At 39.6% G+C, this 25,343-nt stretch carries 17 protein-coding genes, 3 rRNA genes and 1 other annotated feature; of the genes, 9 read left to right on the top strand and 11 right to left on the bottom strand.

All coding sequences use genetic code 11. From position 1 onward, the window contains the following. Window positions 1-166: 166 nt before the first annotated feature. The 5 genes from phnC to ACM26V_RS05260 all read left to right on the top strand — a co-directional run bounded on the left by phnC (window position 167) and on the right by ACM26V_RS05260 (window position 4,822). Window positions 167-940 carry a phosphonate ABC transporter ATP-binding protein gene (phnC, locus tag ACM26V_RS05280; RefSeq protein WP_416150392.1) on the top strand — a complete coding sequence of 258 codons (774 nt, stop codon included), beginning with the start codon at window positions 167-169 and terminating at the stop codon, window positions 938-940. Beyond that, a complete protein-coding gene (gene phnE, locus ACM26V_RS05275) occupies window positions 940-1,764 on the top strand; it encodes a phosphonate ABC transporter, permease protein PhnE (RefSeq protein WP_416150391.1) in 825 nt (274 codons plus the stop codon). The genes phnC and phnE (ACM26V_RS05275) overlap by 1 nt, the downstream gene beginning before the upstream one ends. Beyond that, window positions 1,764-2,567, top strand: coding sequence for a phosphonate ABC transporter, permease protein PhnE (gene phnE, locus ACM26V_RS05270; RefSeq protein WP_416150390.1), 804 nt, complete (start codon window positions 1,764-1,766; stop codon window positions 2,565-2,567). The genes phnE (ACM26V_RS05275) and phnE (ACM26V_RS05270) overlap by 1 nt, the downstream gene beginning before the upstream one ends. Window positions 2,568-2,722: 155 nt before the next feature. Beyond that, window positions 2,723-3,409 carry a CAP domain-containing protein gene (locus ACM26V_RS05265; protein ID WP_416150389.1) on the top strand — a complete coding sequence of 229 codons (687 nt, stop codon included), beginning with the start codon at window positions 2,723-2,725 and terminating at the stop codon, window positions 3,407-3,409. 294 nt (window positions 3,410-3,703) lie between these two features. Next, window positions 3,704-4,822: a YkyA family protein gene (locus ACM26V_RS05260; RefSeq protein ID WP_416150388.1), complete on the top strand. Its 1,119-nt coding sequence runs from the start codon at window positions 3,704-3,706 to the stop codon at window positions 4,820-4,822. A 151-nt stretch (window positions 4,823-4,973) separates the two neighbouring features. On the opposite strand, the gene ACM26V_RS05255 is transcribed toward ACM26V_RS05260, so the two are convergent. The 3 genes from ACM26V_RS05255 to ACM26V_RS05245 all read right to left on the bottom strand — a co-directional run bounded on the left by ACM26V_RS05255 (window position 4,974) and on the right by ACM26V_RS05245 (window position 8,079). Next, window positions 4,974-5,780, bottom strand: coding sequence for a histidine phosphatase family protein (locus ACM26V_RS05255; RefSeq protein WP_416150387.1), 807 nt, complete (start codon window positions 5,778-5,780; stop codon window positions 4,974-4,976). Between the two features lie 539 nt (window positions 5,781-6,319). Beyond that, entirely contained in the window at window positions 6,320-7,777 is a 1,458-nt protein-coding gene (gene panF, locus ACM26V_RS05250) for a sodium/pantothenate symporter (RefSeq protein WP_416150386.1), read from the bottom strand. Then, a complete protein-coding gene (locus tag ACM26V_RS05245) occupies window positions 7,774-8,079 on the bottom strand; it encodes a YhdT family protein (RefSeq protein ID WP_416150385.1) in 306 nt (101 codons plus the stop codon). Before ACM26V_RS05245 ends, panF begins: the two co-directional genes overlap by 4 nt. A gap of 210 nt (window positions 8,080-8,289) precedes the next feature. On the opposite strand from ACM26V_RS05245, the gene ACM26V_RS05240 reads away from it, so the two are divergent. Then, entirely contained in the window at window positions 8,290-9,048 is a 759-nt protein-coding gene (locus ACM26V_RS05240; RefSeq protein ID WP_416150384.1) for a GNAT family N-acetyltransferase, read from the top strand. Window positions 9,049-9,145: 97 nt separating this feature from the next. On the opposite strand, the gene ACM26V_RS05235 is transcribed toward ACM26V_RS05240, so the two are convergent. From ACM26V_RS05235 to ACM26V_RS05225, 3 genes are all read right to left on the bottom strand, one after another. Further along, a complete protein-coding gene (locus tag ACM26V_RS05235; protein WP_416150383.1) occupies window positions 9,146-10,288 on the bottom strand; it encodes a glycosyltransferase family 4 protein in 1,143 nt (380 codons plus the stop codon). 159 nt (window positions 10,289-10,447) lie between these two features. After that, on the bottom strand, window positions 10,448-11,269 hold the full coding sequence (locus tag ACM26V_RS05230; RefSeq protein ID WP_416150382.1) for an alpha/beta fold hydrolase: 822 nt from the start codon (window positions 11,267-11,269) through the stop codon (window positions 10,448-10,450). 131 nt (window positions 11,270-11,400) lie between these two features. Next, window positions 11,401-12,600 (bottom strand): MFS transporter, encoded by a 1,200-nt coding sequence (locus ACM26V_RS05225; RefSeq protein ID WP_416150381.1) that lies wholly within the window; start codon window positions 12,598-12,600, stop codon window positions 11,401-11,403. Between the two features lie 452 nt (window positions 12,601-13,052). Here ACM26V_RS05225 and ACM26V_RS05220 point away from each other — a divergent pair, with 452 nt between their 5' ends. From ACM26V_RS05220 to ACM26V_RS05210, 3 genes are read left to right on the top strand one after another with little or no spacing between them, the layout of a single operon-like run. Continuing rightward, window positions 13,053-13,472, top strand: coding sequence for an organic hydroperoxide resistance protein (locus tag ACM26V_RS05220; RefSeq protein ID WP_416150380.1), 420 nt, complete (start codon window positions 13,053-13,055; stop codon window positions 13,470-13,472). Window positions 13,473-13,495: 23 nt separating this feature from the next. Then, window positions 13,496-13,933: a MarR family winged helix-turn-helix transcriptional regulator gene (locus tag ACM26V_RS05215; protein ID WP_416150379.1), complete on the top strand. Its 438-nt coding sequence runs from the start codon at window positions 13,496-13,498 to the stop codon at window positions 13,931-13,933. A gap of 38 nt (window positions 13,934-13,971) precedes the next feature. Further along, window positions 13,972-14,445 carry a glutathione peroxidase gene (locus tag ACM26V_RS05210; protein ID WP_416150378.1) on the top strand — a complete coding sequence of 158 codons (474 nt, stop codon included), beginning with the start codon at window positions 13,972-13,974 and terminating at the stop codon, window positions 14,443-14,445. Window positions 14,446-14,826: 381 nt separating this feature from the next. Here the strand turns inward: ACM26V_RS05210 and rrf are convergent. The 5 genes from rrf to ACM26V_RS05185 form a co-directional block, all read right to left on the bottom strand. Further along, window positions 14,827-14,943: ribosomal RNA gene (gene rrf / locus ACM26V_RS05205) — 5S ribosomal RNA — on the bottom strand. An 82-nt stretch (window positions 14,944-15,025) separates the two neighbouring features. Continuing rightward, window positions 15,026-17,983, bottom strand: a 23S ribosomal RNA gene (locus ACM26V_RS05200). Between the two features lie 283 nt (window positions 17,984-18,266). Further along, a 16S ribosomal RNA gene (locus ACM26V_RS05195) occupies window positions 18,267-19,833 on the bottom strand. Together the 16S, 23S and 5S rRNA genes form the textbook arrangement of a ribosomal RNA operon. An 816-nt stretch (window positions 19,834-20,649) precedes the next feature. After that, window positions 20,650-22,329 carry a 2-isopropylmalate synthase gene (locus ACM26V_RS05190; RefSeq protein WP_416150377.1) on the bottom strand — a complete coding sequence of 560 codons (1,680 nt, stop codon included), beginning with the start codon at window positions 22,327-22,329 and terminating at the stop codon, window positions 20,650-20,652. A gap of 64 nt (window positions 22,330-22,393) precedes the next feature. Then, window positions 22,394-22,645: a binding site (T-box leader), on the bottom strand. 80 nt (window positions 22,646-22,725) lie between these two features. After that, window positions 22,726-25,290: a helicase-related protein gene (locus ACM26V_RS05185; RefSeq protein ID WP_416150376.1), complete on the bottom strand. Its 2,565-nt coding sequence runs from the start codon at window positions 25,288-25,290 to the stop codon at window positions 22,726-22,728. Window positions 25,291-25,343: the final 53 nt, after the last annotated feature.

Raw genomic sequence — 25,343 nt, 5'->3', positions numbered from 1 at the left:
CGGGGAACCCGTTTTTCAGTGGCGTGTAGGCACTTCTTTTCTTTTTTGATGTTAATTAAAGTACAAGGTTGTTTTTTTACAGAATATATTAACCTTATATTGTAGTATAACAAATACTTCGTTTCTTTTTACATATAAAAGTTAACAGTTGGGATGGTGAAGAAGATTGTTAGAATTTAAAAATGTATCGTTAGTGTACCCTAATGGGCATCACGCCTTAAAGAATATTAATCTTAAAATTAATGAGGGCGAATTTGTCGTCATTGTTGGAATGTCCGGCGCCGGTAAATCAAGCTTAATTCGAAGCATTAATCGGATGGTTACTCCAACCGAAGGTGAACTCTTATTAGATGAACAAAATATTCTCTCTTTTAAGGAAAAGAAACTACGAGAATTACGCACAAAAGTAGGAATGGTTTTCCAAAGTTATAACCTTGTGAAACGAATGTCTGTGTTACGGAATGTCCTGGCCGGACGCCTCGGTTATACCGGTACAATTCGAAGTATCCTCGGGTTGTTTCCTCAAGAGGATTTGCAAATGGCGATGAACAACTTACAACGTGTTGGGATCGAAGAGAAAGCTTACGTTCGTGCAGATGAATTGAGTGGTGGTCAACAACAACGTGTGAGTATTGCCCGTGTTCTCACACAACAGCCAAAAGTTATTTTAGCGGATGAGCCCGTCGCGAGTCTCGATCCTCCTACCTCACATAAAGTCATGAAAGACTTGAAACGAGTCAGTCGAGAAGATAAGTTAACGACCATTGTCAACTTACATTTTATCGATATGGCGCAAGAGTATGCCGATCGGATTATTGGTTTACGTGATGGCGAAGTGGTGTTTGACGGGCCAATTGAAGACGTGACAGAAGAGACTTTTGAACAAATCTATGGTCGTCCGATCAAAGAAGATGATCTTCTCGGAGGAGATGATGACTAATGGCCAAGCAGGATAACAATCATACGACTGCACCTAAGCCTAAACGTCTCCTCGTTACGCCTAAAAAGATGAAATACACCTTAGGAGCATCTTTACTTATTGTGATCATCTTATATGTTTTATCTGTTTTTCAAACAACAGCTTATCCTAATCGAGTAATTGAAGGATTTCCGATTATTTATAACTTTGTCATTGAAGACTTATGGCCACCAAATTGGAGTTACTTTCCTCGCGTCGCGATGAGTTTATTAGAAACATGGAATATGGCGTTATTTAGTACGACTTTTGCGGCTATCATCGCCTTACCGATGAGCTTTCTCGCGGCGAGTAACCTCAATCGCAATGTCTATTTCTATCAATTTATTCGTAACTTCCTGAATTTGTTACGGACGATTCCGGAAATTATCCTTGCTGTATTGTTTGTGGCTCTCGTTGGAATTGGTGCGGTTTCTGGTATTCTAGCGTTATCCGTTTTTTCGGTAGGTATTTTAGCTAAACTGATCAGTGAAACGGTCGAAGCGATTGATCCAGGTCCGGTGGAGGCGATTAAAGCATCTGGAGGTAATATTTTTCAGGTGATTAGCTTTGCGGTAATGCCGCAAATTCTGCCACAATATGCTTCGTATGCACTATATGTCTTAGAGATCAATGTGAAAGCATCAGTTGTGCTTGGATTTGTTGGTGCTGGTGGGATTGGATTGATTCTCAACCAACAATTAAGTTTATTCAACTATGATAATGTCTCGACAATCATTATCGTATTATTTCTGACGATTACAATCATTGATTTAATTAGTAATCGCTTAAGGGGGCGATTAGAATAATGGCGGATAAACCAAAAGTCTCATTACGTAAAGCAAAAACAAAGACATACAAATTTTATTTCTACACGATCATGCTTACGCTCAGTGCCTTGTATATTATCGGTCTATTTACAACGTCCTTTTCGGTCTCAGGATCAGCCGCATCACCGCTCCAAACGTTAAGACGTATTTTCATCGTCCCTTTAACAGACATGGAGTATATCGTGCAATTTCCCGTCTACATCGGTTTTATGATCGAAACGATCGCGATTGCCTATGCTGGAGTGACGGTCGCAACGATCTTGGCTGTGCCAGTCGCTTTTCTTGCTGCACGGAATGTGACAAAGCGATTCTCCTACATAGGAAAATCCTTGTTAAATGCGATTCGAGCGATTCCTGAACTGATTTTTGCGATCATTTTTGTTGCAGCAGTTGGTATTGGCCCCTATGCTGGGGTGCTTGCGATTAGTATCAATTCGATTGGGATGCTCGGTAAGTTGTACGCCGAAGTGATTGAGTCGATTGATACGAGCAATGTCGATGCGATTAAAGCCAGTGGTGGAAACCGTATCCAAGCAATGTGGTACGGCGTACTTCCGCAAGTAATTCCTGAATTTTCTTCGTACTCTATCTACCGTTTTGAGATTGATGTACGCGCCTCGACAGTGTTAGGTATTGTCGGAGCTGGTGGAATTGGTGCTCCGCTTATTTTAGCTACTTATCAACGAAACTGGGAAGATGTTGGGATGATCTTGATTGTAGTCGTTGTATTTGTTAGTTTGATCGATTTAATTAGTGGAAAAATTCGTAAAAAATTAGTTTAAGTAATTGATAGAAATAATTCGAACGCTTTTGAATGATGATCCATATAAGTCCACTAAACTACCTTACAATATTTGGAGTATTTACACTCTGTTTTTGATACTTTAAGATTAATAGTAGTTAGAAAATCTATTATTAAAGTGAGGTTTCAAATACTATGAAAAAGTTTATAAAAGGTCTTGTTGGAATAACAGTGGCATTGGGACTATTCGTAGGGACAGCGAATGTTACAGAAGCAAGAGACTACGATCACTTTGATGAACCACCTTTTGAAGCATACAAAGTGTATCAAGGAGACAGTTTCTTTTATATTGGGGAACGTTACGGGGTAGATTATCGAGAGCTAATGCGTATTAATCCAAATGTTGACCCCCACAATATGCGCATAGGTTCCACTATAAAACTAGTTGACAATAGCAACAATAATAATAGCGAAAACCAATTTAATAGTTCTGCTAATGCTACAGAACTCGCAGTGTTTGAATTGGTTAACCAAGAAAGAGCGAAACATGGTTTGTCAGCTTTGAAAATCGATGATGAAGTAGGCAAAGTAGCAAGAGCAAAATCACAAGACATGAGCGATAATAACTATTTTAGTCACACTTCTCCGACGTATGGTTCACCATTCGATATGTTAAAACATTATGGTGTGAGTTACAGAAGTGCTGGTGAGAACATTGCAGCTGGACAACGCTCAGCAGAAAATGTAATGGATTCTTGGATGAATAGTCCTGGTCATAGACAAAATATACTGAGTGATTCCTTCACACATATCGGTATTGGATATGTTGAAGGCGGATCACGATACGGAAACTACTGGACTCAAATGTTTATTTCTAAGTAAAAATTAGGAAGCGCAGCAATTTGCGCTTCCTTTTTTATTAAACGAATCAATTTTATATAAGCTCTCAATAATAAGAAGAAATAATAGTGTGAAGATTCTTTATTCTCTACTTTTATAGAGAATTCATAGAATAGCTTTAAATCATCTATCAAAGCTTTCTCTCAGTGGAAAACAATGTGAAATATAAACTTTCCCATATCGCTTCTCGCATTTATTCTCAAAAAGGAAGCAAAAGAACCGTCCCCTCGCTTCCTTTTTGTGTTATTATATCACTTAATAGAAGGGGGATAAATTATGAAATTATTTATTGGAAAGACGCTCACATTTGTTGGAATTGGATTAATTATGGTTGGATGTTTTAATAATGAATTAGATGCAAGTGAATACGTTGTAAATGATACAGAACTCGGTGATTCACAAGATGAGGTAGAGGAACGCCTCGGGACTGCAAATGACATAGATACATCGGTTATTAATGACAAGGAGTATACAACCTTAAGTTATGAAAATGTAGCTTTTATCTTTGTGGATAATAACGTTGTTGGTATTAGTTCAATAGATGAGGATCACGAAACAGATCAAGGGATTGGCATTGGAAGCGAAAGATCGCAAGCCGAAGATGTTTATGAGGAAGAAGAATATATTCAAGATTCCTATGGAATGATGGTAAAAAATGATGAGATTCTTTTACATATGCTTTTTAATCAAGACGAGGTAATTTCTATCCGTCTGTCAGATTTGAGTGAGATGACAGAATATCTAGAATACGACCTAGGATTCGATGTCTATGCCGTTTTTCAAGATCAACCAGGTGATATAAAACTTGCCCCACAAAATCCAGCTAAATTAATTTACGATCAAATAGAAGAAGCTGCTCACATTGAAACAGAAATTACCGACTACCAAGAATCCCTGCATGAGGCTGAATCAAATGAGATGACATGGTACGATGAAATGCTCTCCCTCCCTACAGTAGAAGAAATCGAACCAATCGCTGATCAAGCAATCGAATCTGCGAATACTAGAGGAGATCTTATTGAAGAAGAGAAAAAAATGATGGAAGAGTCTTTTCATTCGTTCCAAGATGGCGAAAAACACATCGAAAGAATAGATGAAGAAGAGACAAGTCTTATCGCAAGTGAATTAGCTGAAACGATGACTGAACGATATGAGAAATACTTAGAATTGAACGAAGAATACCTCTTGTCAATTAATGAAGATATTATTCTATATGAAATGATCAAAAATGATGAAGTTGAGCTTGATGAACTCCGAGAACAACATGACTCTGTCAATGAGTTATACAATCAAATTATTGAATTTAATGATCAATTTAATCAATTAACAAATGATTATAACGAAGTAAAACGTGCATTTTATGAATCCTCTGAATTAAATGTTGCTTATGAGTAAATTTCTGTACTATACGGATCGCAGGATTTAGTAAAGAAGCTAACCACGCCCTTATTATGGCAGGTTAGCTTCTTTGTTCGAACATATCTATTTTCTGCTTCATATGAATTTTTACTGTTTCTTACTTTTTTAGTCACCTTTGCTTCTTTTATTATGTGCGCAACTCTGTTAATTCAGATAAAGTTAATTTAGCAACGATGTCATAACCGTTTCCTTGTCCATGAGGTCTCACGATGACTGTTCCCATGTTTGGAATTCTCCCTAAACCAACACGTGATGGAAAACTATGACTAATAATGACCTTATTACTTCCTGCAGGAGGGTATGTTTCTAATACTGATTGAAGGTAGTTTAGTACTCTTTGCTGACGGCCAGTATTAATAAGTTCAGATATATGATATATATTTACCCAAAACGGCTCAACAAGAACATTATCTTCTCCAAAAGCCAATCTGGCTGTTTCTATCGTTCTGCAAAAGGGACTTGCTTCAACTGGATAGTTAACAGGTATCTCTATACTACGGAGTCCTTCCCCGTAAGTTACGGCTTGTCTTCTTCCATACTCGGAAAGATTTCTTTGTGTCGCGCAATCTTGTAGATCATAATTTTGTTGATCTGCTCCCACGGTTGCTTCCGCATGCCTAGCATACAAAATATACCCACCATTGCGAAGGGCATCCAATAATGAGCGACTCTTCGATTCAGCTTGTTGTGATTGATTTTGTTTTGGCCCAATCTCACTTGTTTTTCTATGCGACACTCCCCCACCAGCTGCCATCGCCTTATAGTGATTTGCAAGTGCTTTGTGATAATATTGCTGTTGGGCATATTGATAAAATAATACTGGATTGTGTATTGAGGCCAATTTCAACAACCTAAAATTCTCTGATTGTGAAAAATACCGATGTGCTAGTTGACCGGGATAATGAGACTTCCCGACATTTAGTTGGTTAATCAAGGTATTTTCTCCTTCCTGTTCTTATGTTCTAGACAATGATAATGTATGTCACCCGCCTAAAAATGTTAACGATCAGATTAAAACACATAAGAATAAGAATGATGGATAATACAGATCTGTGGAGCCGACACTTTGTTGCGTTAGCTCTTAAACATGGGCTAAAAATACCTGATTTCACATTAGAGTAATAGCAATAACAAAGAGGAAGCAAAAGAACCGTTGGTCCGTTCTTTTGCTTCCTCTTTACGTTATCCTAATTTCTTTTTATCTTCCCTTGCAGCACGCTTCCTAGCTTTTTTGCTTTGATTAGCGTCTCCACTAAGTCCAATGTCATCAGTCACACGATTTTTATTTTTCTTGTTGGACATGGTTTCCTCCTTCCTAAAAGTAGTAGAAATTTCCTTATTTCCTACATTTAATATCATGCAAAACAATTGTGGAAATTATGCATGAATTGATAATTTTTATTAAACGTTAGTTCTGCAATCTAAATACTTAGCCCCTAGTATATTAAAACACTAGGGGCAAGTTAAGTTATTTTAGTTTATTTTTGTTGGGAAATAATAAGCTTTTCTTTTTATAAGTAGGCTGAACGTGACAAAAGCAACGAGAGATAATGCTACAGGAATGACAACAGCATGAACGCCTAAAATATCACCATAAGTACTATTGTATTGATAAATTGCTATATAAGATGCCACACCAGTAATCATCGAAGCCAATGCACCATACTTATTTCCGTACTTCCAATAAAGTCCGAGAACTACTGGCCATATAAATGCCGCTTCCAAGCCGCCAAATGCAAACAGGTTCAACATAATTAATAACTCAGGTGGATTAATGGCTAAGAGAAAGACTCCAACTCCTAGAAAACCTGTCACACCCATGCTCACTTTCATGATGTGATTATTCGATGCTTCCGGCTTTATATAATTCATATAGACATCTTTTACAACAGAAGAACTAACAAGTAAGAGTAATGAGTCAACCGTCGACATCATCGCTGCTAATGGAGCAGCTAATACGAGACCTGCAAGCCATCCCGGCAAAACCTCCAGCGCAATTAATGGGATCACTTGGTCAGCAACCTCGATGCCAGGTAAAACAGGGCGAGCAAACACGCCAATCAAATGCATGTTTAACATGATAAACCCAACGACAATTGTCCCGATGATTAACGCACGATGCATCGATTTGGAATCACGATAGGACATCGCACGAACGGCAACTTGTGGTAGACCAACAACACCAACACCAACTAGAATCCAAAAAGATGAAACGTATAAAGCGGTGAGCTGTCCATCCTGACCAAAAGGGGTAATCAGGTTTGGATTCTCATTCATTAAATCAGCGAAAATATTGTCTAATCCCCCACCAGCTATGACAACGCCAATCAACAGCAACAATGTCCCTACAAACATCACGATACCTTGTAACGTATCCGTCAAGGCTACCGCCCGAAATCCACCAATAATCACGTAAATCAATACAGCAATTGCAAAAACAAACAACGCTGACGTATAAGTTAATCCTGTTAACGACTGAATTAAATATGCTCCTCCGACCCATTGCGCAGCCATAGCAGCAAATAAAAATATGATAATACTTAACGCAGATAATAATACGACAGACTTGCTTTGATAGCGTTCTTTTAAAAAATCGATTAATGTCACTGCTTTATAACGACGGGCAACAATTGCGAATTTTTTCCCTAGTATTAAGAGTACAAAGTAGCCTGTTGCCACCTGTGTCATCGCAAGCAAAACCCATCCTAACCCAATGGTATAAGCAGCACCGGGTCCACCAAGAAAACTTGACGCACTTCCATATGTAGCAACCATTGTCATTGCTAGAACTAATCCACCTAATTCTCTACTTCCAAGAAAGTAGTCGCTAAGGAAGGATGTTGATTTAACCATTTTCCGATTCGACCAAATTCCTATGAAAAAGATGACAACTAAAAACAGGATTAATGGCATTAAAACATCCCAATTCATGATGAGTGCCCCCCATCATTCGTGTTATCTTCTTCATCTTCTAATGACATATCTACTAAAACAAATTTAACAACGATCATAACGAGCATCACCATAACAGCAAACCCTGCAATACAACTCCAGAAAAACCAAGCTGGAAAACCGAATATGTACGTGTATTCCTCTGGTGGTTTCGAACCAAGTGTGTAGGCAAAACCATACCACCATAGGATATTTATCACAGCGAGAGAAACACCTATCCAAGCCTCACGATGTGCGATTTTAAACCGTCGTTCTAAAGGTTGGTTTGAAACATTCCTCATCTAAAAACCCCTTTCATCTATGAAGTTTTTACAATTAGCATATTAATCCACATTTTATATTCTAATTGTAACGGATTGATATTTTAATTCAATCCTGAATGTAATGGAATATATTATTTTTATAGTAATAAAAAGGATTTATCAATAACCATCCAGAAGTAACTATACAAAGAAAGCATATATGTCCAATTATTGAGAGGAAAAGTGATCATGAACCAAGAAAATAAAATCATAGAATTAACAAAGAGTCAGCTATTACTAGATTATAATTGTAAGATAACAGATTTTGATAAATCAAAAATCATTATAACTAAAAACGACTTAGTTAAGGGAAGTCGTAAATTTAATGATAATCCCTGCTTTCTCAAAATTCTTTGCTTTTCTGGCCGCGCAATAGTATCAGGTGATGAACATCTTCTCCCCTGGGTAGAAGAAAATTTAAGTAAAGAAGATCCAAATTGGCTTTTTGAATACCCAAAACTTAGATTCATTGATAAAGAAATGAATCAATTTGGCCATGAATTGGCTGATATCCACCATTACTATATTCCTAAAGCAAATGCTCGTATAGTAAAACCACTTTTCGATGTTAATTGGTTTGATCAGAAAGAGATTCTTCAGTTTAAAAATGATGAAAGATTTGGTGAAGCTTTAGGATTTAAAGAAAATCACCCCGATGTTATAGCTGTTGCTGCGGTTGACGGAAGTCGAATAATGGGCATGGCTGGTGCGAGTGCTGATAGTGAAACGCTGTGGCAGATAGGCATTGATGTGCTTCCAGAATTCCGTGGAAAAGGCGTAGGTACAAACCTAACTGCATTATTAAAACAAGCTATTTTAGAAAAAGACAGAATACCATTTTATGGAACTGTTGAATCTCATAATATTTCAAAAAGCATTGCAATTAGTGCGGGATTCATTCCAGCGTGGGCAGAAACCTATACAACACCTAAGAGAGGACACAGGTAACGTGATATTTAGACAAAAGAGGCGGGTCAACTTTTTTAGAGGTTGACCTGCTTCTTTTATATCCCTTACAACAATCTCACTAGCTTAATCGAATAAACTAAGCTAATGCTTGAACTTTCTTGGTCAAGACTCTCTCATACCCCATAACAAGCTCCGACAGTATTTCATCCCACGATTGGGTCAAAGCAAACTGCCTTGCTTGATACCCCATTTGCTTTCTCAAATCGTCATTCACTAACAATTTTTCTGTCTGTTCAACAAACGATCCCTTGTCTTTCGGAGCACAAAGGTACCCGGTTACATTCTGTTTCACTAAATGTTGAATTCCCCCTGCATCAGCGCCTATCACTGGTAATCCAGAAGACGCTGCTTCAAGAACGACATTACCGAATGTTTCCGTAGAAGAAGGAAACAGAAATACATCGCTTGAAGCATAAACTTCTGCAAGGTCCGAACCTTTTAAAAATCCAGCAAACGTAATTTTCTCATTATTACTTTTTTTCATATGTGCTAATAATGGTCCATCACCAACAATCATTAGATGTGTTTGATCATAAATTTCTGGAGAAAGAGAATGAAATGCATCCAAAGCCACATCTACATCTTTCTCCGCAGAAACTCTTCCAACATAAAGCAAAATATATTTCTCCTTAATTTTATATTTCTCTCTTACCTTTACGGTTCGCTTGCTTGGGGAAAAGAATTGATGGTTTACACCTCTCCCCCAAATATCAATGTTGGGATGTATATTTAGTTCTGTTAATTTATCTTTTGTACTTTCGGATGGAACATAAACTTTTTCAAATGGACGATGAAACCACTCCATATAACGCCAAAGCCAATTAATTAATAAAGATAAATTGTAATATTCTAAATAACGGTCAAAATGAGTATGATAGGAAGCAACCATAGGGATATTGTACTTTCTGCCGTAATACTGTCCGTAAAGACCAACATTGAAGGGAGTAGCGATATGGATTAGATCTGGAGAAAAGTCGTGCAAAGATTTTTTTAAATGTGCTGTGTTTGGAAACGCCAATCGGCATTGAGGATAAAGTAAAAAAGGAATACTTGCTAATCGTTCAACATCTGAGATATCCGGGACACTCGATCGATTTTCGGGAACAAACAATTTATACTCGATATTGTGTTGATCGAAATAATCTGTTAATCTTTTTAATGTTTTAGCCACACCGTTAATTTCAGGTACATAGGTATCCGAAAAAATTGCAACCCTCATTTTTTTAAAACCCCCTCATATTGTTTCTATCCAAACTTTAACAAAAGAATATGGATAGAATGTTGAGGAAAATTAAAGGTTTTATATTTATAATAAATAAAATCCTAACCTTATCTTAACAAAGCTCTAGAATCAAATTACGACTGCTTTTTCTTATGATCAGTGACAATGATCTATGATCGCATCACAAACTTCATTTGGACGTTCTTCTGTTAACAAATGTCCGGTTTGATCAAATATAACAAGCTTTGCTTGTTGGAGATCTTTCGCTAGTCTATTACCGATATGTACCGGAACAACTCGATCCTCTTTCCCCCATAATAATAAAACAGGTAGGGAAATTTTATTCAACTGTTCCGAAGTTAGATCACCTTCCCGATAGCGTAACAGTCTGGCTAATACTTTATAAAAATTCTTTTCTGCCAGTGGTTTTCCAAACTCCTCTATATGTTTATCAGTCACTAACGATGAATTGTATAAAACATTTTTCATTCCGTTTACAACACCTACCCTTTGAATATACAGAGAAATAAATCTATCAAAAAACGGAAGGTACGAACTGTAAATCCAAACTTTCTTAGATTTTTTCAAATACCCTGAACTGCCTAATAATACTATTCCATTTATTCGTTCAGGCATAATCTCAACCATATGTAAGGCAATCTGCCCTCCCATAGAATGCCCTGCAACATACAACTCGTCCAAGTTGAAATAATCAGCACACTTTTCGATAAAACATGCATAGTTTCGATAGGAATAAATAAATGATTGAGACTTTTCACTCCGACCAAACCCAGGCAAATCAATAGCGATAACAGAGAAGTTCTGTTGAAGAATTGGTATAATAAGATTAAACGTATATGTTGAAGATAAAAATCCATGTAACAATAAAATAGGTGGTTTACCGTTTAAGTCATATTCACAATAAACCTCCAACCCATCTATCGTATGTAATCCTTTTTTGATATCATTTTTAAACATGGATCCTCACCTCCTTATTATGACGAGTCACTGTTTATCACTATTCCCTCTCTTTGCAATTTCATTCAATAATTTAATTGCTAATTTCTTATGATAAAATAAATCAAAAAAATCATTACCCCAAAATAATTTCATTGATTACTCTTACTTTGTAGAAGAAGCAAGCGAAACATCGCTATAAATCCAAGAACTGGTCCTGGAACAAGAATTAGAAAGGCATACTGCCAACCTACAATTGCTTCAATCATCGGAACGAGTAAAATCACAATCACAGTCAGAAGAAATCCAATCGCTAGTTGTAAAGTTAAAGCTGTTCCAACATATCGAGGATGAGTATGCTCTGTGATTAGCGCTGAAAATTGTGCAGAGTCAGCAATAATACTGATTCCCCAAATTACCCCTAAAGATACGATCAGCCAAACTGGGCTACCAAAGAAGAAACCAATAACTAATGAGATGGAACCTGATACTGCAAGCGACCATAACGTTAAACGTTCACGTCCTATCCGATCTGCATAAATACCACCAAACCATGCTCCAAAAAATCCTGAGGCAATGATAATAAATGTAAGTATTGATGCAGTTCCCGAAGAATCCATTCCTCTAGATTCTAGGCTATGGGCTAGAAATAGTCCGAACCACGCCCACATTGCGTATAATTCCCACATATGTCCGAAATACCCGTAATTAGCAAGACGAACAGGCTTGTGACTTAAAATACGTGGAATAGCTCTTGGGTTAAACTTACTTGACGAAGGCAATAGATATGGGCCAACATCAACTGCGACTATCACTAATATTCCAGCTAGTACAGAACACAGACCGGTCGAAATCAAAACTACTTCCCAAGAAGGTGCCCCTAACCCGGTAACTAGATGTGGTGTTGCTGATCCCAATGTCAGTGCCCCAACTACAAAACCTAACGCCATCCCTCTTCGTATTCTAAACCACGTTGTGATCAATTTAAGACCTGGTCCATAAACTCCTGATAAAGCAACACCCGTCAGAAATCGCATCATTAATGCACTCGTTAAATCATCAGCAAACCAAACAGTGAAAATAGTCAACAGACCTGCCAAAGATGCCGACACAAAAAATAACATCGGAGGTTTAATCCGATCAGGTAAATTTAAAAAAGCTAAAATCAAAGAACCTATCACAAATCCCAATTGAACCATAATTGTTATCAAACTTGCTTCAGTACTAGTCAGTTCCCACAATTCAATCAACTCTGGTAATACAGCAGTCATTGAAAACCAAGTCGTCATCGTTCCAACCATTGCTAATGATAATATTACTAATTTGATAATATGCACTCGACTAAATTCCATAAAAATGACCCTCATTTTCATCATATTCCCCGGAAGCAGAGGGACGGTTCTTTTGCTTCCTTTTCGTTTCGACTAAAAACAGTTGGTTGGTTTCTTTGTCAGTCTTCTTTATTTAATTGACTTTAAATGATTAAAATAGATTAAATAAACTGCCAAAAACCAGTCTCTTTATCTTAAATCAACTTGTTAATAATACCACGTCTATTTATTTAGCTCCACATTCACTTTCATGTATTGCTCAAAACTATAGCGAAACAAATTATCACCGTAGATATTATTCCTTTCACGCTTTTCATAGCAACTCTTTATCAAGACCAGAATAATGCCCTTAATGATAAAGCAATACAATAATAATTAACACCTTTCACAACCCATAAGCATATTCATTTACATCTTACACGATATAATGTAATATACATCGTGCAAGATATAATTTATTGGAGGGATTTAACATGAAAGCATTATACGAAACAACAATTATTAATAACGGTGGAAGACAAGGTTCAGTATATTCAGAAGATAAGACCTTTAACATGAAAGTTTCAAAACCAAAATCACTTGGGGGAGATGAAACAACAGCTACAAATCCTGAGCAATTATTTGCTGCTGGTTATAGCGCATGCTTCAACAGTGCATTGGAATTGGTGTTAGAACGTGATAATGTTAAGGTGGATAAGAGTGAAGTCAAAGCAACTATTACTCTCATTGGCGATAAAGACCACGGTGGCGTAAAACTAGCAGCTAAGCTAGAAGTCCATATCATTGGCATCAATGAAGAACAAAAAAATATATATGTAGAAAAAGCCCATCATTACTGTCCTTATTCCAAAGCAGTGAAAGATTCCATCGATGTGGAAATAGTCGTTATATAATCTAAAACATAGGTGTGATGTAAATGAATGACTCGTTTAAGTTAGATCAGCAATTATGCTTCGAAGTTTACAAAGCTTCAAGTAATTTCGCAAAAATGTATGCTAGAATACTCGAACCTTTCAACCTGACATTCTCACAATATCTTGTACTTGTCGTATTATGGGAAGAAGACCATTTGTTTATGAAAGATATCGGTGAACGCCTCGGCCTTGGGACTGGAACACTCAATCCGATTATTAATCGGATGATTGAAAACAATTATCTAACTAAACAACAGTCGACAACCGACAAGCGAGCATTTGTTATTTCTTTAACAGAATTAGCTAAAATCAACCATACACCGATTGAGCGAGGGATTGTTGATAAACTGACGAGTTTTAACTTTGCCGATGTTAATCCAATAATAATAATGAATAATTTGAAAAAATTGAATGCATTTTTCGGAGAAATGGACCTGTAGTAGAACCAAGATTACTTAAGAGAAGGGTGGCAGATCAAATGAGTATTTATGACATAAGTGTTAGAAAATCTAATGGCGATACCTATTCTCTAGACAAATATAAAGGAAAAACGATGTTAATTGTAAATACGGCAACAAAGTGTGGTCTCAAAGGTCAGTTTGATAGCTTAGAAAGTTTGTATAATACTTACAAAGACAAAGACTTTGTCGTCCTCGGGTTTCCGTCGGATCAATTTGGACAAGAAGTAGATAACGCAGTTGAGGCAGAACAATCGTGTCGTATGAGTTACGGCGTAACCTTCCCAATGCATGATTTGATTAAAGTTAATGGAAAAGATGCGGATCCTTTATTTAAATATTTAACAAAAAATAGTAAAGGTATGTTTGGTAAGAAAATAAAGTGGAATTTCACGAAGTTTCTTATCAATAAAGAAGGTAATATTGTCCAAAGGTTTGGCCCAAAAGACAAACCAGAATCTTTTGAAAATGACATTATTAAAGAGTTAACTTAATTTACTTAGAATGAAAGCCTCAAAGCAAAAGCTAAGAGGCTTTTATTTATATATTTATAGATATTTGTATTACATTTTTAGCAAGTCCGTTTGTTTCCTCAATTTTTTCTTTTTGTCCCCTAGAAAGCGTCCCTATCTGGAATATAAAGGAACAAGCTGTTTCATCTTTTACCTTTAGCGAATCATTTTGCAATGGTCACAAAATAAAACGTTTTGTGTCCTCTAGCGAGCGAATTTGTAAAAGAAGGTCACTTTACTTATCACTCACTTGTTTCCTCCTCACGCCCCCTCTCCATTTCACGTGTCCTGCCACCTCTTCCATCGCCATCATTTAAAACACAAAAAAAGACATCCTCAAATATGAGAATGTCTATCTTCTTTGCCCAGCGACGTCCTACTTTCACAGGGGGAGATCCCCCAACTATCATCGGCGCTGGAGAGCTTAACTTCCGTGTTCGGCATGGGAACGGGTGTGACCTCTCCGCGATCGTCACTAGACATATGAAATTGATCGGTCATATTGACCTCTCAAAACTGGATAACGATGGTATATGAATGAATCGTCTTCGAAATAAAAACATTGGTTAAGCCCTCGATCGATTAGTATCTCTCAGCTGCGCATGTCGCCATGCTTCCACACGAGACCTATCAACCTCATCTTCTCTGAGGGATCTTACTCACTTGCGTGATGGGAAATCTCATCTCGAGGGGGGCTTCATGCTTAGATGCTTTCAGCATTTATCCCTTCCACACGTAGCTACCCAGCGATGCTCCTGGCGGAACAACTGGTACACCAGCGGTGTGTCCATCCCGGTCCTCTCGTACTAAGGACAGCTCCTCTCAAATTTCCTGCGCCCGCGACGGATAGGGACCGAACTGTCTCACGACGTTCTGAACCCAGCTCGCGTGCCGCTTTAATGGGCGAACAGCCCAACCCTTGGGACCTACTTCAGCCCCAGGATGCGACGAGCCGACATCGAGGTGCCAAACCTCCCCGTCGATGTGGACTCTTGGGAGAGATTAGCCTGTTATCCCCAGGGTAGCTTTTATCCGTTGAGCGACGGCCCTTCCATACGGTGCCGCCGGATCACTAAGCCCGACTTTCGTCCCTGCTCGACCTGTATGTCTCGCAGTCAAGCTCCCTTATGCCTTTGCACTCTACGAATGATTTCCAACCATTCTGAGGGAACCTTTGGGCGCCTCCGTTACTCTTTAGGAGGCGACCGCCCCAGTCAAACTGCCCACCAGACACTGTCCCTGAACCGGATCACGGTTCGAGGTTAGAATTCCAGTACAGCCAGGGTAGTATCCCACCAATGCCTCCACCGAAGCTAGCGCTCCGGTTTCCAAGGCTCCTACCTATCCTGTACAAGCTGTACCGAAATCCAATATCAAGCTACAGTAAAGCTCCATGGGGTCTTTCCGTCCTGTCGCGGGTAACCAGCATCTTCACTGGTAATATAATTTCACCGGGTCTCTCGTTGAGACAGTGCCCAAATCGTTGCACCTTTCGTGCGGGTCGGAACTTACCCGACAAGGAATTTCGCTACCTTAGGACCGTTATAGTTACGGCCGCCGTTTACTGGGGCTTCAATTGAGAGCTTCTCCCGAAGGATAACCCCTCCTCTTAACCTTCCAGCACCGGGCAGGTGTCAGCCCCTATACTTCGCCTTGCGGCTTCGCAGAGACCTGTGTTTTTGATAAACAGTCGTTTGGGCCTATTCACTGCGGCTCTCTCGGGCTTGCACCCTAATAGAGCACTCCTTCTCCCGAAGTTACGGAGTCATTTTGCCGAGTTCCTTAACGAGAGTTCTCCCGCGCGTCTTAGAATTCTCTTCCCGCCTACCTGTGTCGGTTTGCGGTACGGGCACCAGTTTCCTCGCTAGAGGCTTTTCTTGGCAGTGTAGGATCAGGAACTTCGGTACTAAAATTTCCCTCGCGATCACAGCTCAACCTTAAGACAAGCGGATTTTCCTACTTGTCAGCCTCACTGCTTCGACGCACATATCCATCAGTGCGCTTACCCTACCTTCCTGCGTCCCCCCTTCACTCAAACGGAAACGTGGTGGTACAGGAATTTCAACCTGTTTGCCATCGCCTACGCCTTTCGGCCTCGGCTTAGGTCCCGACTTACCCTGAGCGGACGAGCCTTCCTCAGGAACCCTTAGGCTTTCGACGGAGGGGATTCTCACCCCTCTTTTCGCTACTCATACCGGCATTCTCACTTCCAAGCGCTCCACATGTCCTTCCGGTCATGCTTCAGCGCCCTTGGAACGCTCCCCTACCACAGACACCCGAAGGTGTCTATCCATAGCTTCGGTGATACGTTTTAGCCCCGGTACATTTTCGGCGCAGAGTCACTCGACCAGTGAGCTATTACGCACTCTTTCAATGATGGCTGCTTCTAAGCCAACATCCTGGTTGTCTAAGCAACTCCACATCCTTTTCCACTTAACGTATACTTTGGGACCTTAGCTGATGGTCTGGGCTGTTTCCCTCTTGACTACGGATCTTAGCACTCGCAGTCTGACTCCCGAGGAGTAAGTCATTGGCATTCGGAGTTTGACTGAATTCGGTAATCCTGTAGGGACCCCTAGTCCAATCAGTGCTCTACCTCCAAGACTCTACCCTCGAGGCTAGCCCTAAAGCTATTTCGGGGAGAACCAGCTATTTCCGAGTTCGATTGGCATTTCACCCCTACCCACACCTCATCCCCGCACTTTTCAACGTGCGTGGGTTCGGGCCTCCATCCAGTGTTACCTGGACTTCACCCTGGACATGGGTAGATCACCCGGTTTCGGGTCTACAACCACGTACTCATTCGCCCTATTCAGACTCGCTTTCGCTGCGGCTCCGTCTCTTCAACTTAACCTTGCACGTAATCGTAACTCGCCGGTTCATTCTACAAAAGGCACGCTGTCACCCGTTACTTTCCCGAAAGAAAATCATAGGGCTCCAACTACTTGTAGGCACACGGTTTCAAGATCTCTTTCACTCCCCTTCCGGGGTACTTTTCACCTTTCCCTCACGGTACTGGTTCACTATCGGTCACTAGGGAGTATTTAGCCTTGGGAGATGGTCCTCCCAGATTCCGACGGGGTTTCACGTGTCCCGCCGTACTCAGGATACACTCCGGAGGAGTGAACGTTTCGACTACAGGGCTTTTACCTTGTCTCGCGGACCTTTCCAGATCGCTTCGCCTACGCTCACTCTTTGTAACTCCGTATGGAATGTCCTACAACCCCAAGAGGCAAGCCTCTTGGTTTGGGCTGTTTCCGTTTCGCTCGCCGCTACTCAGGAAATCGCATTTGCTTTCTCTTCCTCTGGGTACTAAGATGTTTCAGTTCCCCAGGTCTGCCTTCTCACACCCTATTGATTCAGATGTGGATCTTATCCCATTACGGATAAGGGGTTCCCCCATTCGGATATCTCCGGATCAAAGCTTACTTACAGCTCCCCGAAGCATTTCGGTGTTCGTCCCGTCCTTCATCGGCTCCTAGTGCCAAGGTATTCACCGTGCGCCCTTTCTAGCTTAACCATTTTAAATCAATGGATGTGTTGCTCGGTCTTTCTTGGCTTTACATTCTAAGACACTCGGTTCACTCTTCCATGAATCCGAAGATTCATTTCTATGTCAAACCGGTGATTCATTCATTTATCGTTATCCAGTTTTCAAAGGTCAAAGCACGGCAATCATGTGCTAGTCATTCTCTTCTTTCTTCCATTAGAAGAAAAGAAGTCTTGAGAGTATAACCTCTCAAAACTAAACAAAAAGGCCAAAGCGAAGTTCGATTCAATAAGTTGAGCTTAGAGCTCCTTAGAAAGGAGGTGATCCATCCGCACCTTCCGGTACGGATACCTTGTTACGACTTCACCCCAATCATCTGTCCCACCTTCGGCGGCTGGCTCCAAAAGGTTACCTCACCGACTTCGGGTGTTACAAACTCTCGTGGTGTGACGGGCGGTGTGTACAAGGCCCGGGAACGTATTCACCGCGGCATGCTGATCCGCGATTACTAGCAATTCCGGCTTCATGCAGGCGAGTTGCAGCCTGCAATCCGAACTGAGAATGGCTTTATGGGATTGGCTTGACCTCGCGGTCTTGCAACCCTTTGTACCATCCATTGTAGCACGTGTGTAGCCCAGGTCATAAGGGGCATGATGATTTGACGTCATCCCCACCTTCCTCCGGTTTATCACCGGCAGTCACCTTAGAGTGCCCAACTGAATGCTGGCAACTAAGATCAAGGGTTGCGCTCGTTGCGGGACTTAACCCAACATCTCACGACACGAGCTGACGACAACCATGCACCACCTGTCACTCTGTCCCCCGAAGGGGAAAGGCTAGTCTCCTAGCTGTTCAGAGGATGTCAAGACCTGGTAAGGTTCTTCGCGTTGCGTCGAATTAAACCACATGCTCCACTGCTTGTGCGGGCCCCCGTCAATTCCTTTGAGTTTCAGCCTTGCGGCCGTACTCCCCAGGCGGAGTGCTTAATGTGTTAACTTCGGCACTAAGGGCATCGAAACCCCTAACACCTAGCACTCATCGTTTACAGCGTGGACTACCAGGGTATCTAATCCTGTTTGCTCCCCACGCTTTCGCGCCTCAGCGTCAGTTGTAGGCCAGAAAGTCGCCTTCGCCACTGGTGTTCCTCCACATATCTACGCATTTCACCGCTACACGTGGAATTCCACTTTCCTCTCCTACACTCAAGTCTCCCAGTTTCCAATGACCCTCCACGGTTGAGCCGTGGGCTTTCACATCAGACTTAAGAGACCGCCTGCGCGCGCTTTACGCCCAATAATTCCGGACAACGCTTGCCCCCTACGTATTACCGCGGCTGCTGGCACGTAGTTAGCCGGGGCTTTCTCGTGAGGTACCGTCAAGGTGCCGCCCTATTCGAACGGCACTTGTTCTTCCCTCATAACAGAACTTTACGATCCGAAAACCTTCATCGTTCACGCGGCGTTGCACCGTCAGGCTTTCGCCCATTGCGGATGATTCCCTACTGCTGCCTCCCGTAGGAGTCTGGACCGTGTCTCAGTTCCAGTGTGGCCGATCACCCTCTCAGGTCGGCTACGCATCGTTGCCTTGGTAAGCCATTACCTTACCAACTAGCTAATGCGCCGCGGGCCCATCTCGTAGTATGAGGATTGCTCCCCACTTTTACATTCGAATCATGCGATTCAAATGGTCATCCGGTATTAGCTCCGGTTTCCCGGAGTTATCCCAGTCTACAAGGCAGGTTGCCCACGTGTTACTCACCCGTCCGCCGCTCATTCCACAAGCATCACCCCGAAGGGATCTGCTTGCTTCCTGCGCTCGACTTGCATGTATTAGGCACGCCGCCAGCGTTCGTCCTGAGCCAGGATCAAACTCTCCGATAAAGTATGATGACTTTTCATCAAGTTTGATGTCCATGACATCAAAACCAAACTTTCGTCTGGCGTTTCTTGCTTGGTGTTACTTTGACGGGATATTTTAAAGAAAACTTGGCTTTTCGCCCAAAATGGCGAAAGCCTTAGTTGAACTTATAGTTTCATCCATAATAATATAGTTAAAACTAAAAATATCCCACTTCGCTTGGCTTTTTGTTTAGTTTTCAAAGGTCAGAATGTTACTAGTTGTTTTAACGTAACTATAATATTATAACAATATATTAAAGGTTATGTCAACAACTATTTATCCCATTTCATTAACACGCCTCCACTTAATTAAGACAACAATATAACTATATCACAATAATTAATCTTGTACAAGATAATTTAAATAAGTAGATAGTCTATAAAACAGCTTAAAAAATATCTTTATTGGCGAACCGCTATCATAGCATGCAGCTATATAATAAGCAACTATTTTTTCTATCTTTAAATATCCCTAATGTTTCTTCTATATAATATAATAAATAAAGTACTACTTTCTTCTATATAGAATCTAATTATTAGAAGCTAGTGGTGTCTGTGGTTAGTTAATAGATATTGTGAGTGGTATTAGCTGATGAATTTAATCTATCTCCTTAGATACCAGTTTAAACAATAACAGAACAAAAATTCTCAATCATAAATGAAAGAGTCCCAAAGACCAACCAAATAAAATAAAAGCATCCAGATAGTAAATCGATATCCCACATTTACTATCTGGATGAATGATGCATCATAATTTTACAAATATCAATTCCTTACTTATTTGATATTTTCAATTCTTCATTTAACAGGAGAAGCTTCCACACTTACTAAATTGTTCACTGCACTAAACAAAGCCTTAATAGAAGAAGTCATAATATCGACGTCTATTCCACATCCCCAGAACACTGCGCCATCCTTTGAGGTAATTCCTACATATGTTACCGCTTGTGAACCTGAGCCAATTTCTAATGCATGTTCCTTATAAATTAAGTTTGAATAATCTACATCTAGTTTGTCATGAATGATATTACTTATTGCATCTAGCCGACCATTTCCGGTCGCTTCGAATTCTTCTTCGGTCTCATTAACGCGAATCTTCACTGTCGTTAGATAATCATCATGAGACTTAAATTGATAATTAATAAATTCAAACGGCGTTTCAACATTCACGTATTCTTTTACGAAGATATCATAAATGTCTTTTGGTATAAGTTCTTTATGCAAACGGTCGGATACATTTTTTACACTATATCCGAAACTCTCCCGCATTTCTGGTGGTAAATCTAATCCATATTTTTGCCCTAAAACATAAGCAATTCCGCCTTTACCAGACTGGCTGTTAATTCTGATAATATCCCCTTCGTACTCCCTGCCAATATCTTTAGGGTCAATTAACAAATAAGGAACTGTCCAATATTTCTCTTCATTCCCCTCACGCCACTTAATCCCTTTTGAAATCGCATCTTGGTGCGAACCTGAAAATGCAGTAAACACGAGTTCCCCTCCGTAAGGGTGTCTTTCACTCACTTTCATTTTTGTCATTCGTTGATAGACCTCAATAATTTCGGGGATATTTTCAAGGTTTAGCTGTGGGTCAACGCCATGCGAAAACATATTAAGCCCTAGAGTTACAATGTCAACGTTCCCTGTTCTTTCTCCATTTCCAAATAGAGTCCCTTCTACTCGGTCTGCGCCTGCAAGCATGCCTAGCTCCGCATCCGCAACACCAGTTCCTCTATCGTTATGTGGGTGGACTGACACAATAACATTATTACGGTACTTCAGATTATCACTCATATATTCAATTTGACTTGCGTATACGTGAGGCATTGACATCGAAACGGTAGCTGGAAGGTTGATAATCACTTTCTGACTAGCCGTTGGTTGCCATTCATCAAGCACGTGGTTACAGATTTCAAGCGCAAAATCAATCTCAGTACCAGTGAAACTTTCTGGAGAATATTGAAACGTAAAATCCCCCTCAGTTTCCTGCGCATATTTATTTAATTGTTTTGCTCCTGTAATCGCAATGTCAATAATCTCTCGTTTTGATTTTCGAAAGACTTGCGTTCGCTGAGCGACGGATGTCGAGTTGTATAGATGTACAATCGCTTTGGAGACGCCTTGAAGAGATGCAAAGGTTTTACGAATAATATGTTCTCTAGCTTGTGTAAGAACTTGAATGGTTACATCTTCTGGAATTAAATCATTTTCAATTAACGTTCTTAAAAAAGTATATTCTGTATCTGATGCTGCCGGAAAACCAACTTCAATTTCCTTGAATCCTATATCGCAAAGCAATTGAAAATACTCTAACTTCTCTTCTAGGTTCATAGGAACAACTAACGCTTGGTTGCCATCCCGTAGATCAACACTACACCACGCAGGCGCTTCTGTTATATATTCTTTTTCACTCCACTTCATACTCTTTACTGGAGGCATAAAGTAATTTCTAGTATATTTTTCAACTTTCTTCATACGTCAATCACCCTTTCATTTATTTTATTATCAATACAAAAAGTCTTTCATCTCTATAAAAAACTATAGAGACGAAAGACTGTTATTATCTCACGTGGTACCACTCAGATTCATACCAAAAAGGTATGCACTCAACAGATACGAGGTTTAATACCCCTATATCTTCCTAATATAACGGTTAGGTCCCGTCTCCACCTACTTTGATTTCAGCGAGCTACTACAAGGTGAGTTCCAATTTTGATTGCGACTGTTTTCCACCAACCAACAGCTCTCTAGACGCTTCATAAATTGTACTAGTCCTCTTCAATGTATTTGAATATTGAGGTAAATATACTACATATCCACTAAAATTTCAAGTTTTTCATGGAACTCTCTAAGCAAAAATCACACATAAAATCATCCTTCATAGTAAAGATCATATTTTCCTCTCGCTCTTTGCATCCAATGACACGAATCGCAAATAGGATATTTAAAACTTGAGGGAAGATTTCTCCTGCATCGTTTACATTTTTTCATGATTTTTCTAACATCTGTTTTTAGTTGTTCGTGCACATCATCACTTAACTCTAACCTTAACCGTTCCCAATAAAGAGCATCTGTCTTCTTACCCAATCGATACAAAAATAATAAATGAAGTCCTAACGCTTTATATGATAGTTCTAATTTTTCAAGATTATTTTTGTTTATTTTCGGATCAGGTATTTCTTTTCCTTTCACAATTGCATCCAATGTTTCCTTCCACTGTTTCGTAAGCTCTGGTTCTTTCTTTGAAAACGGGAGGTGTAAAAAACCAAAGAGGTCCATTAACGAAAAGCGTGCTTCGATCTCTGTGTTCTGTATCAATTTATACAGATCGCTTTCCTCTGATAAACTTGATTTTTTCGTGCCTGTTGGACAATCAAACCTTTCCCACAGATACAAGAAATAACCAAAGTCTCGTGAATATCTTTGAAACCGCTCAAAGATCGAATTTGTAGGAGCGATCGTGAACGTATGGACAAGTTCATCTTCTTGTTTTAATAACCTTGTCATCTTTTTTATATCACTTGTAAATGCGACTCTTCCCTTATTATATATACCTTTCCGTCCTGCTCTTCCTGCGATTTGTTTTACCTCTTGGGATGTTAACCGCCTTCTCCTCGTACCATCAAATTTATCATTCTCCAGAAAGACAATACGTCTGATCGGCAAATTTAACCCCATACCTATCGCGTCGGTGGAAACAATTACTGTTGTTTCTCCATTTGAAAAACGTTTCATTTGTTTTTGTCTCGTTTCAGGTGGCATACTTCCATAGATCATACTTACTGAAGACCCGGCATTCTCCAGAATTGATGCCGTTTCTAACACGCGCTTTCTCGAAAAGCAGACGAGAGCGTCGCCTTTTGAAGCATCTTTCATTCGAAAGATCTTAGGTTCTACTTCGAGAGGTACATCGCGATTGTATTCTCGAATGTCAATTGTCGCATTTCCTAATAGTTCAAGAACCATTCTTTTTGAATTACGACTTCCAATAATATGAACTTCTTTTGCATTCGCTTTTGTAATTGCTTTGTACCAGGAAAACCCTCGATTTTTGTCTGCAACCATTTGAGCCTCATCAATAATCACGACATCATAATAATCTTTCTCATGAAACATCTCGACCGTACATGAAAGATGCGTGGCACCCAAAACACCCTTCTCTTCCTCACCAGTCTTTAAGCCGCAGGTAACACCCTCAAAATTCAGTTTATCGTATACTTCCAAAGCTAACAACCTAAGAGGAGCAAGGTAGATACCACTAGGAAATTGTTTCATTCTTTCTAATGCTTGATGTGTTTTTCCAGTATTAGTTTCCCCAATATGAAGTACATAATGAATATTTCTCCCAACAGATGAGCTATATTCTCTCCCAAAAATATCTTCGAGCATCCTTTCTTCCGCTTCTTCTTGTTGTTGTAGTGCAAGTAATTCTTGCTCTTCCCTCTGTTCACGCTCGACGATATCTTGATAATACATTTCCTGATGAGTTGCTTCATCAAAGGGTATTCCTGCAACAGTAGTAAGGTCGGAAAGGTATTCTTCTGAAATTTTCTCTAGAAACTCTCCCTGCAACTCATACATATATTCCACGCTTAAGTGATACAACGTTTCACTGGAAAACTTTTCACTGAATATATGTTCATACTCTTTTTTATCCGAATAGGTTAATTGATCAAAAATAAGTCTAGATATCTTGTTCGCCAAAACCTTTGTAATAACCTCTTCGTATTTATCATGGTAGGATTCATATTCCCAATAGATTGTTTTTTGCACAGAACCTGTCAATTCATAAAGAAATTCTTTCAGTTTCACATAATCACTTTCATTCAAATGTCCTTCTGGAATTAGTTTATCCTTTATTTTAAAAGTATCAACAGCTTTAAACTTTTCATTTTTCAAATCTTTCACTAATTGAGTGGAGACGTAATAACGTATGTAAAGATAATAAAGAAATTTATTCTTGTCAATAATTGCTTTTATTTTATCAATTAAAGTTGAACTTACAACGCTCTTTTTCTCAATTATTTGCTTTTCTTTTTCTCTCTGCAAAAAGTTTTTTCTCGCAGTAATATATCGATCTTCCCACACACTCTCCCTGGCCATGAATAATTCATTTAGCCAACGTAACACTTGAAAAGGTTCGTGATCTTTCAATTCCGCTCGAAAAGCTCTGTTGATGGTCTTCCGATCAACAGAGTCAATCTCAAAACCTCTTTCCTTTAAGAAATGATTCTTTTGTTTTTTAGAGATGCCATTTGTCGCCATGTTTAACCAGACATCGATCCAAATACGCTCTAGATAATCGCTCCGATCGGAAAAATATTGTTGATAAGATTTTAATTCCTGGTTTCTGCCCAAATAGTCATCAATATCTGCTAAAACTTTCATTTTTGTTCGTGAAACAGCTTGGCGATGAATATCCATCATGCGTTTCATTTATATTCCTCCAAAAAAGAAACATTCTTATTAAAGTCCCGTTTATAAAATAA

Source organism: Salipaludibacillus sp. HK11 (genome assembly GCF_047795645.1).
In the GTDB taxonomy this organism is placed as follows: Bacteria; Bacillota; Bacilli; order Bacillales; family Salisediminibacteriaceae; genus Salipaludibacillus.
Note: the sequence above shows the minus strand (reverse complement) of the source record. Positions and strands in the feature narration are given on the sequence as shown.

Coding starts and splice junctions, on each gene's coding strand:
- ACM26V_RS05185 (WP_416150376.1), bottom strand. CDS start 25,290: ATGAAACGCATGATGGATATTCATCGCCAAGCTGTTTCACGAACAAAA.
- ACM26V_RS05235 (WP_416150383.1), bottom strand. CDS start 10,288: ATGAGGGTTGCAATTTTTTCGGATACCTATGTACCTGAAATTAACGGT.
- ACM26V_RS05225 (WP_416150381.1), bottom strand. CDS start 12,600: ATGGAATTTAGTCGAGTGCATATTATCAAATTAGTAATATTATCATTA.
- ACM26V_RS05210 (WP_416150378.1), top strand. CDS start 13,972: ATGAGTATTTATGACATAAGTGTTAGAAAATCTAATGGCGATACCTAT.
- phnE (WP_416150391.1), top strand. CDS start 940: ATGGCCAAGCAGGATAACAATCATACGACTGCACCTAAGCCTAAACGT.
- ACM26V_RS05215 (WP_416150379.1), top strand. CDS start 13,496: ATGAATGACTCGTTTAAGTTAGATCAGCAATTATGCTTCGAAGTTTAC.
- ACM26V_RS05230 (WP_416150382.1), bottom strand. CDS start 11,269: ATGTTTAAAAATGATATCAAAAAAGGATTACATACGATAGATGGGTTG.
- ACM26V_RS05245 (WP_416150385.1), bottom strand. CDS start 8,079: ATGAGGAATGTTTCAAACCAACCTTTAGAACGACGGTTTAAAATCGCA.
- panF (WP_416150386.1), bottom strand. CDS start 7,777: ATGAATTGGGATGTTTTAATGCCATTAATCCTGTTTTTAGTTGTCATC.
- ACM26V_RS05260 (WP_416150388.1), top strand. CDS start 3,704: ATGAAATTATTTATTGGAAAGACGCTCACATTTGTTGGAATTGGATTA.
- ACM26V_RS05240 (WP_416150384.1), top strand. CDS start 8,290: ATGAACCAAGAAAATAAAATCATAGAATTAACAAAGAGTCAGCTATTA.
- phnE (WP_416150390.1), top strand. CDS start 1,764: ATGGCGGATAAACCAAAAGTCTCATTACGTAAAGCAAAAACAAAGACA.
- ACM26V_RS05220 (WP_416150380.1), top strand. CDS start 13,053: ATGAAAGCATTATACGAAACAACAATTATTAATAACGGTGGAAGACAA.
- ACM26V_RS05265 (WP_416150389.1), top strand. CDS start 2,723: ATGAAAAAGTTTATAAAAGGTCTTGTTGGAATAACAGTGGCATTGGGA.
- ACM26V_RS05190 (WP_416150377.1), bottom strand. CDS start 22,329: ATGAAGAAAGTTGAAAAATATACTAGAAATTACTTTATGCCTCCAGTA.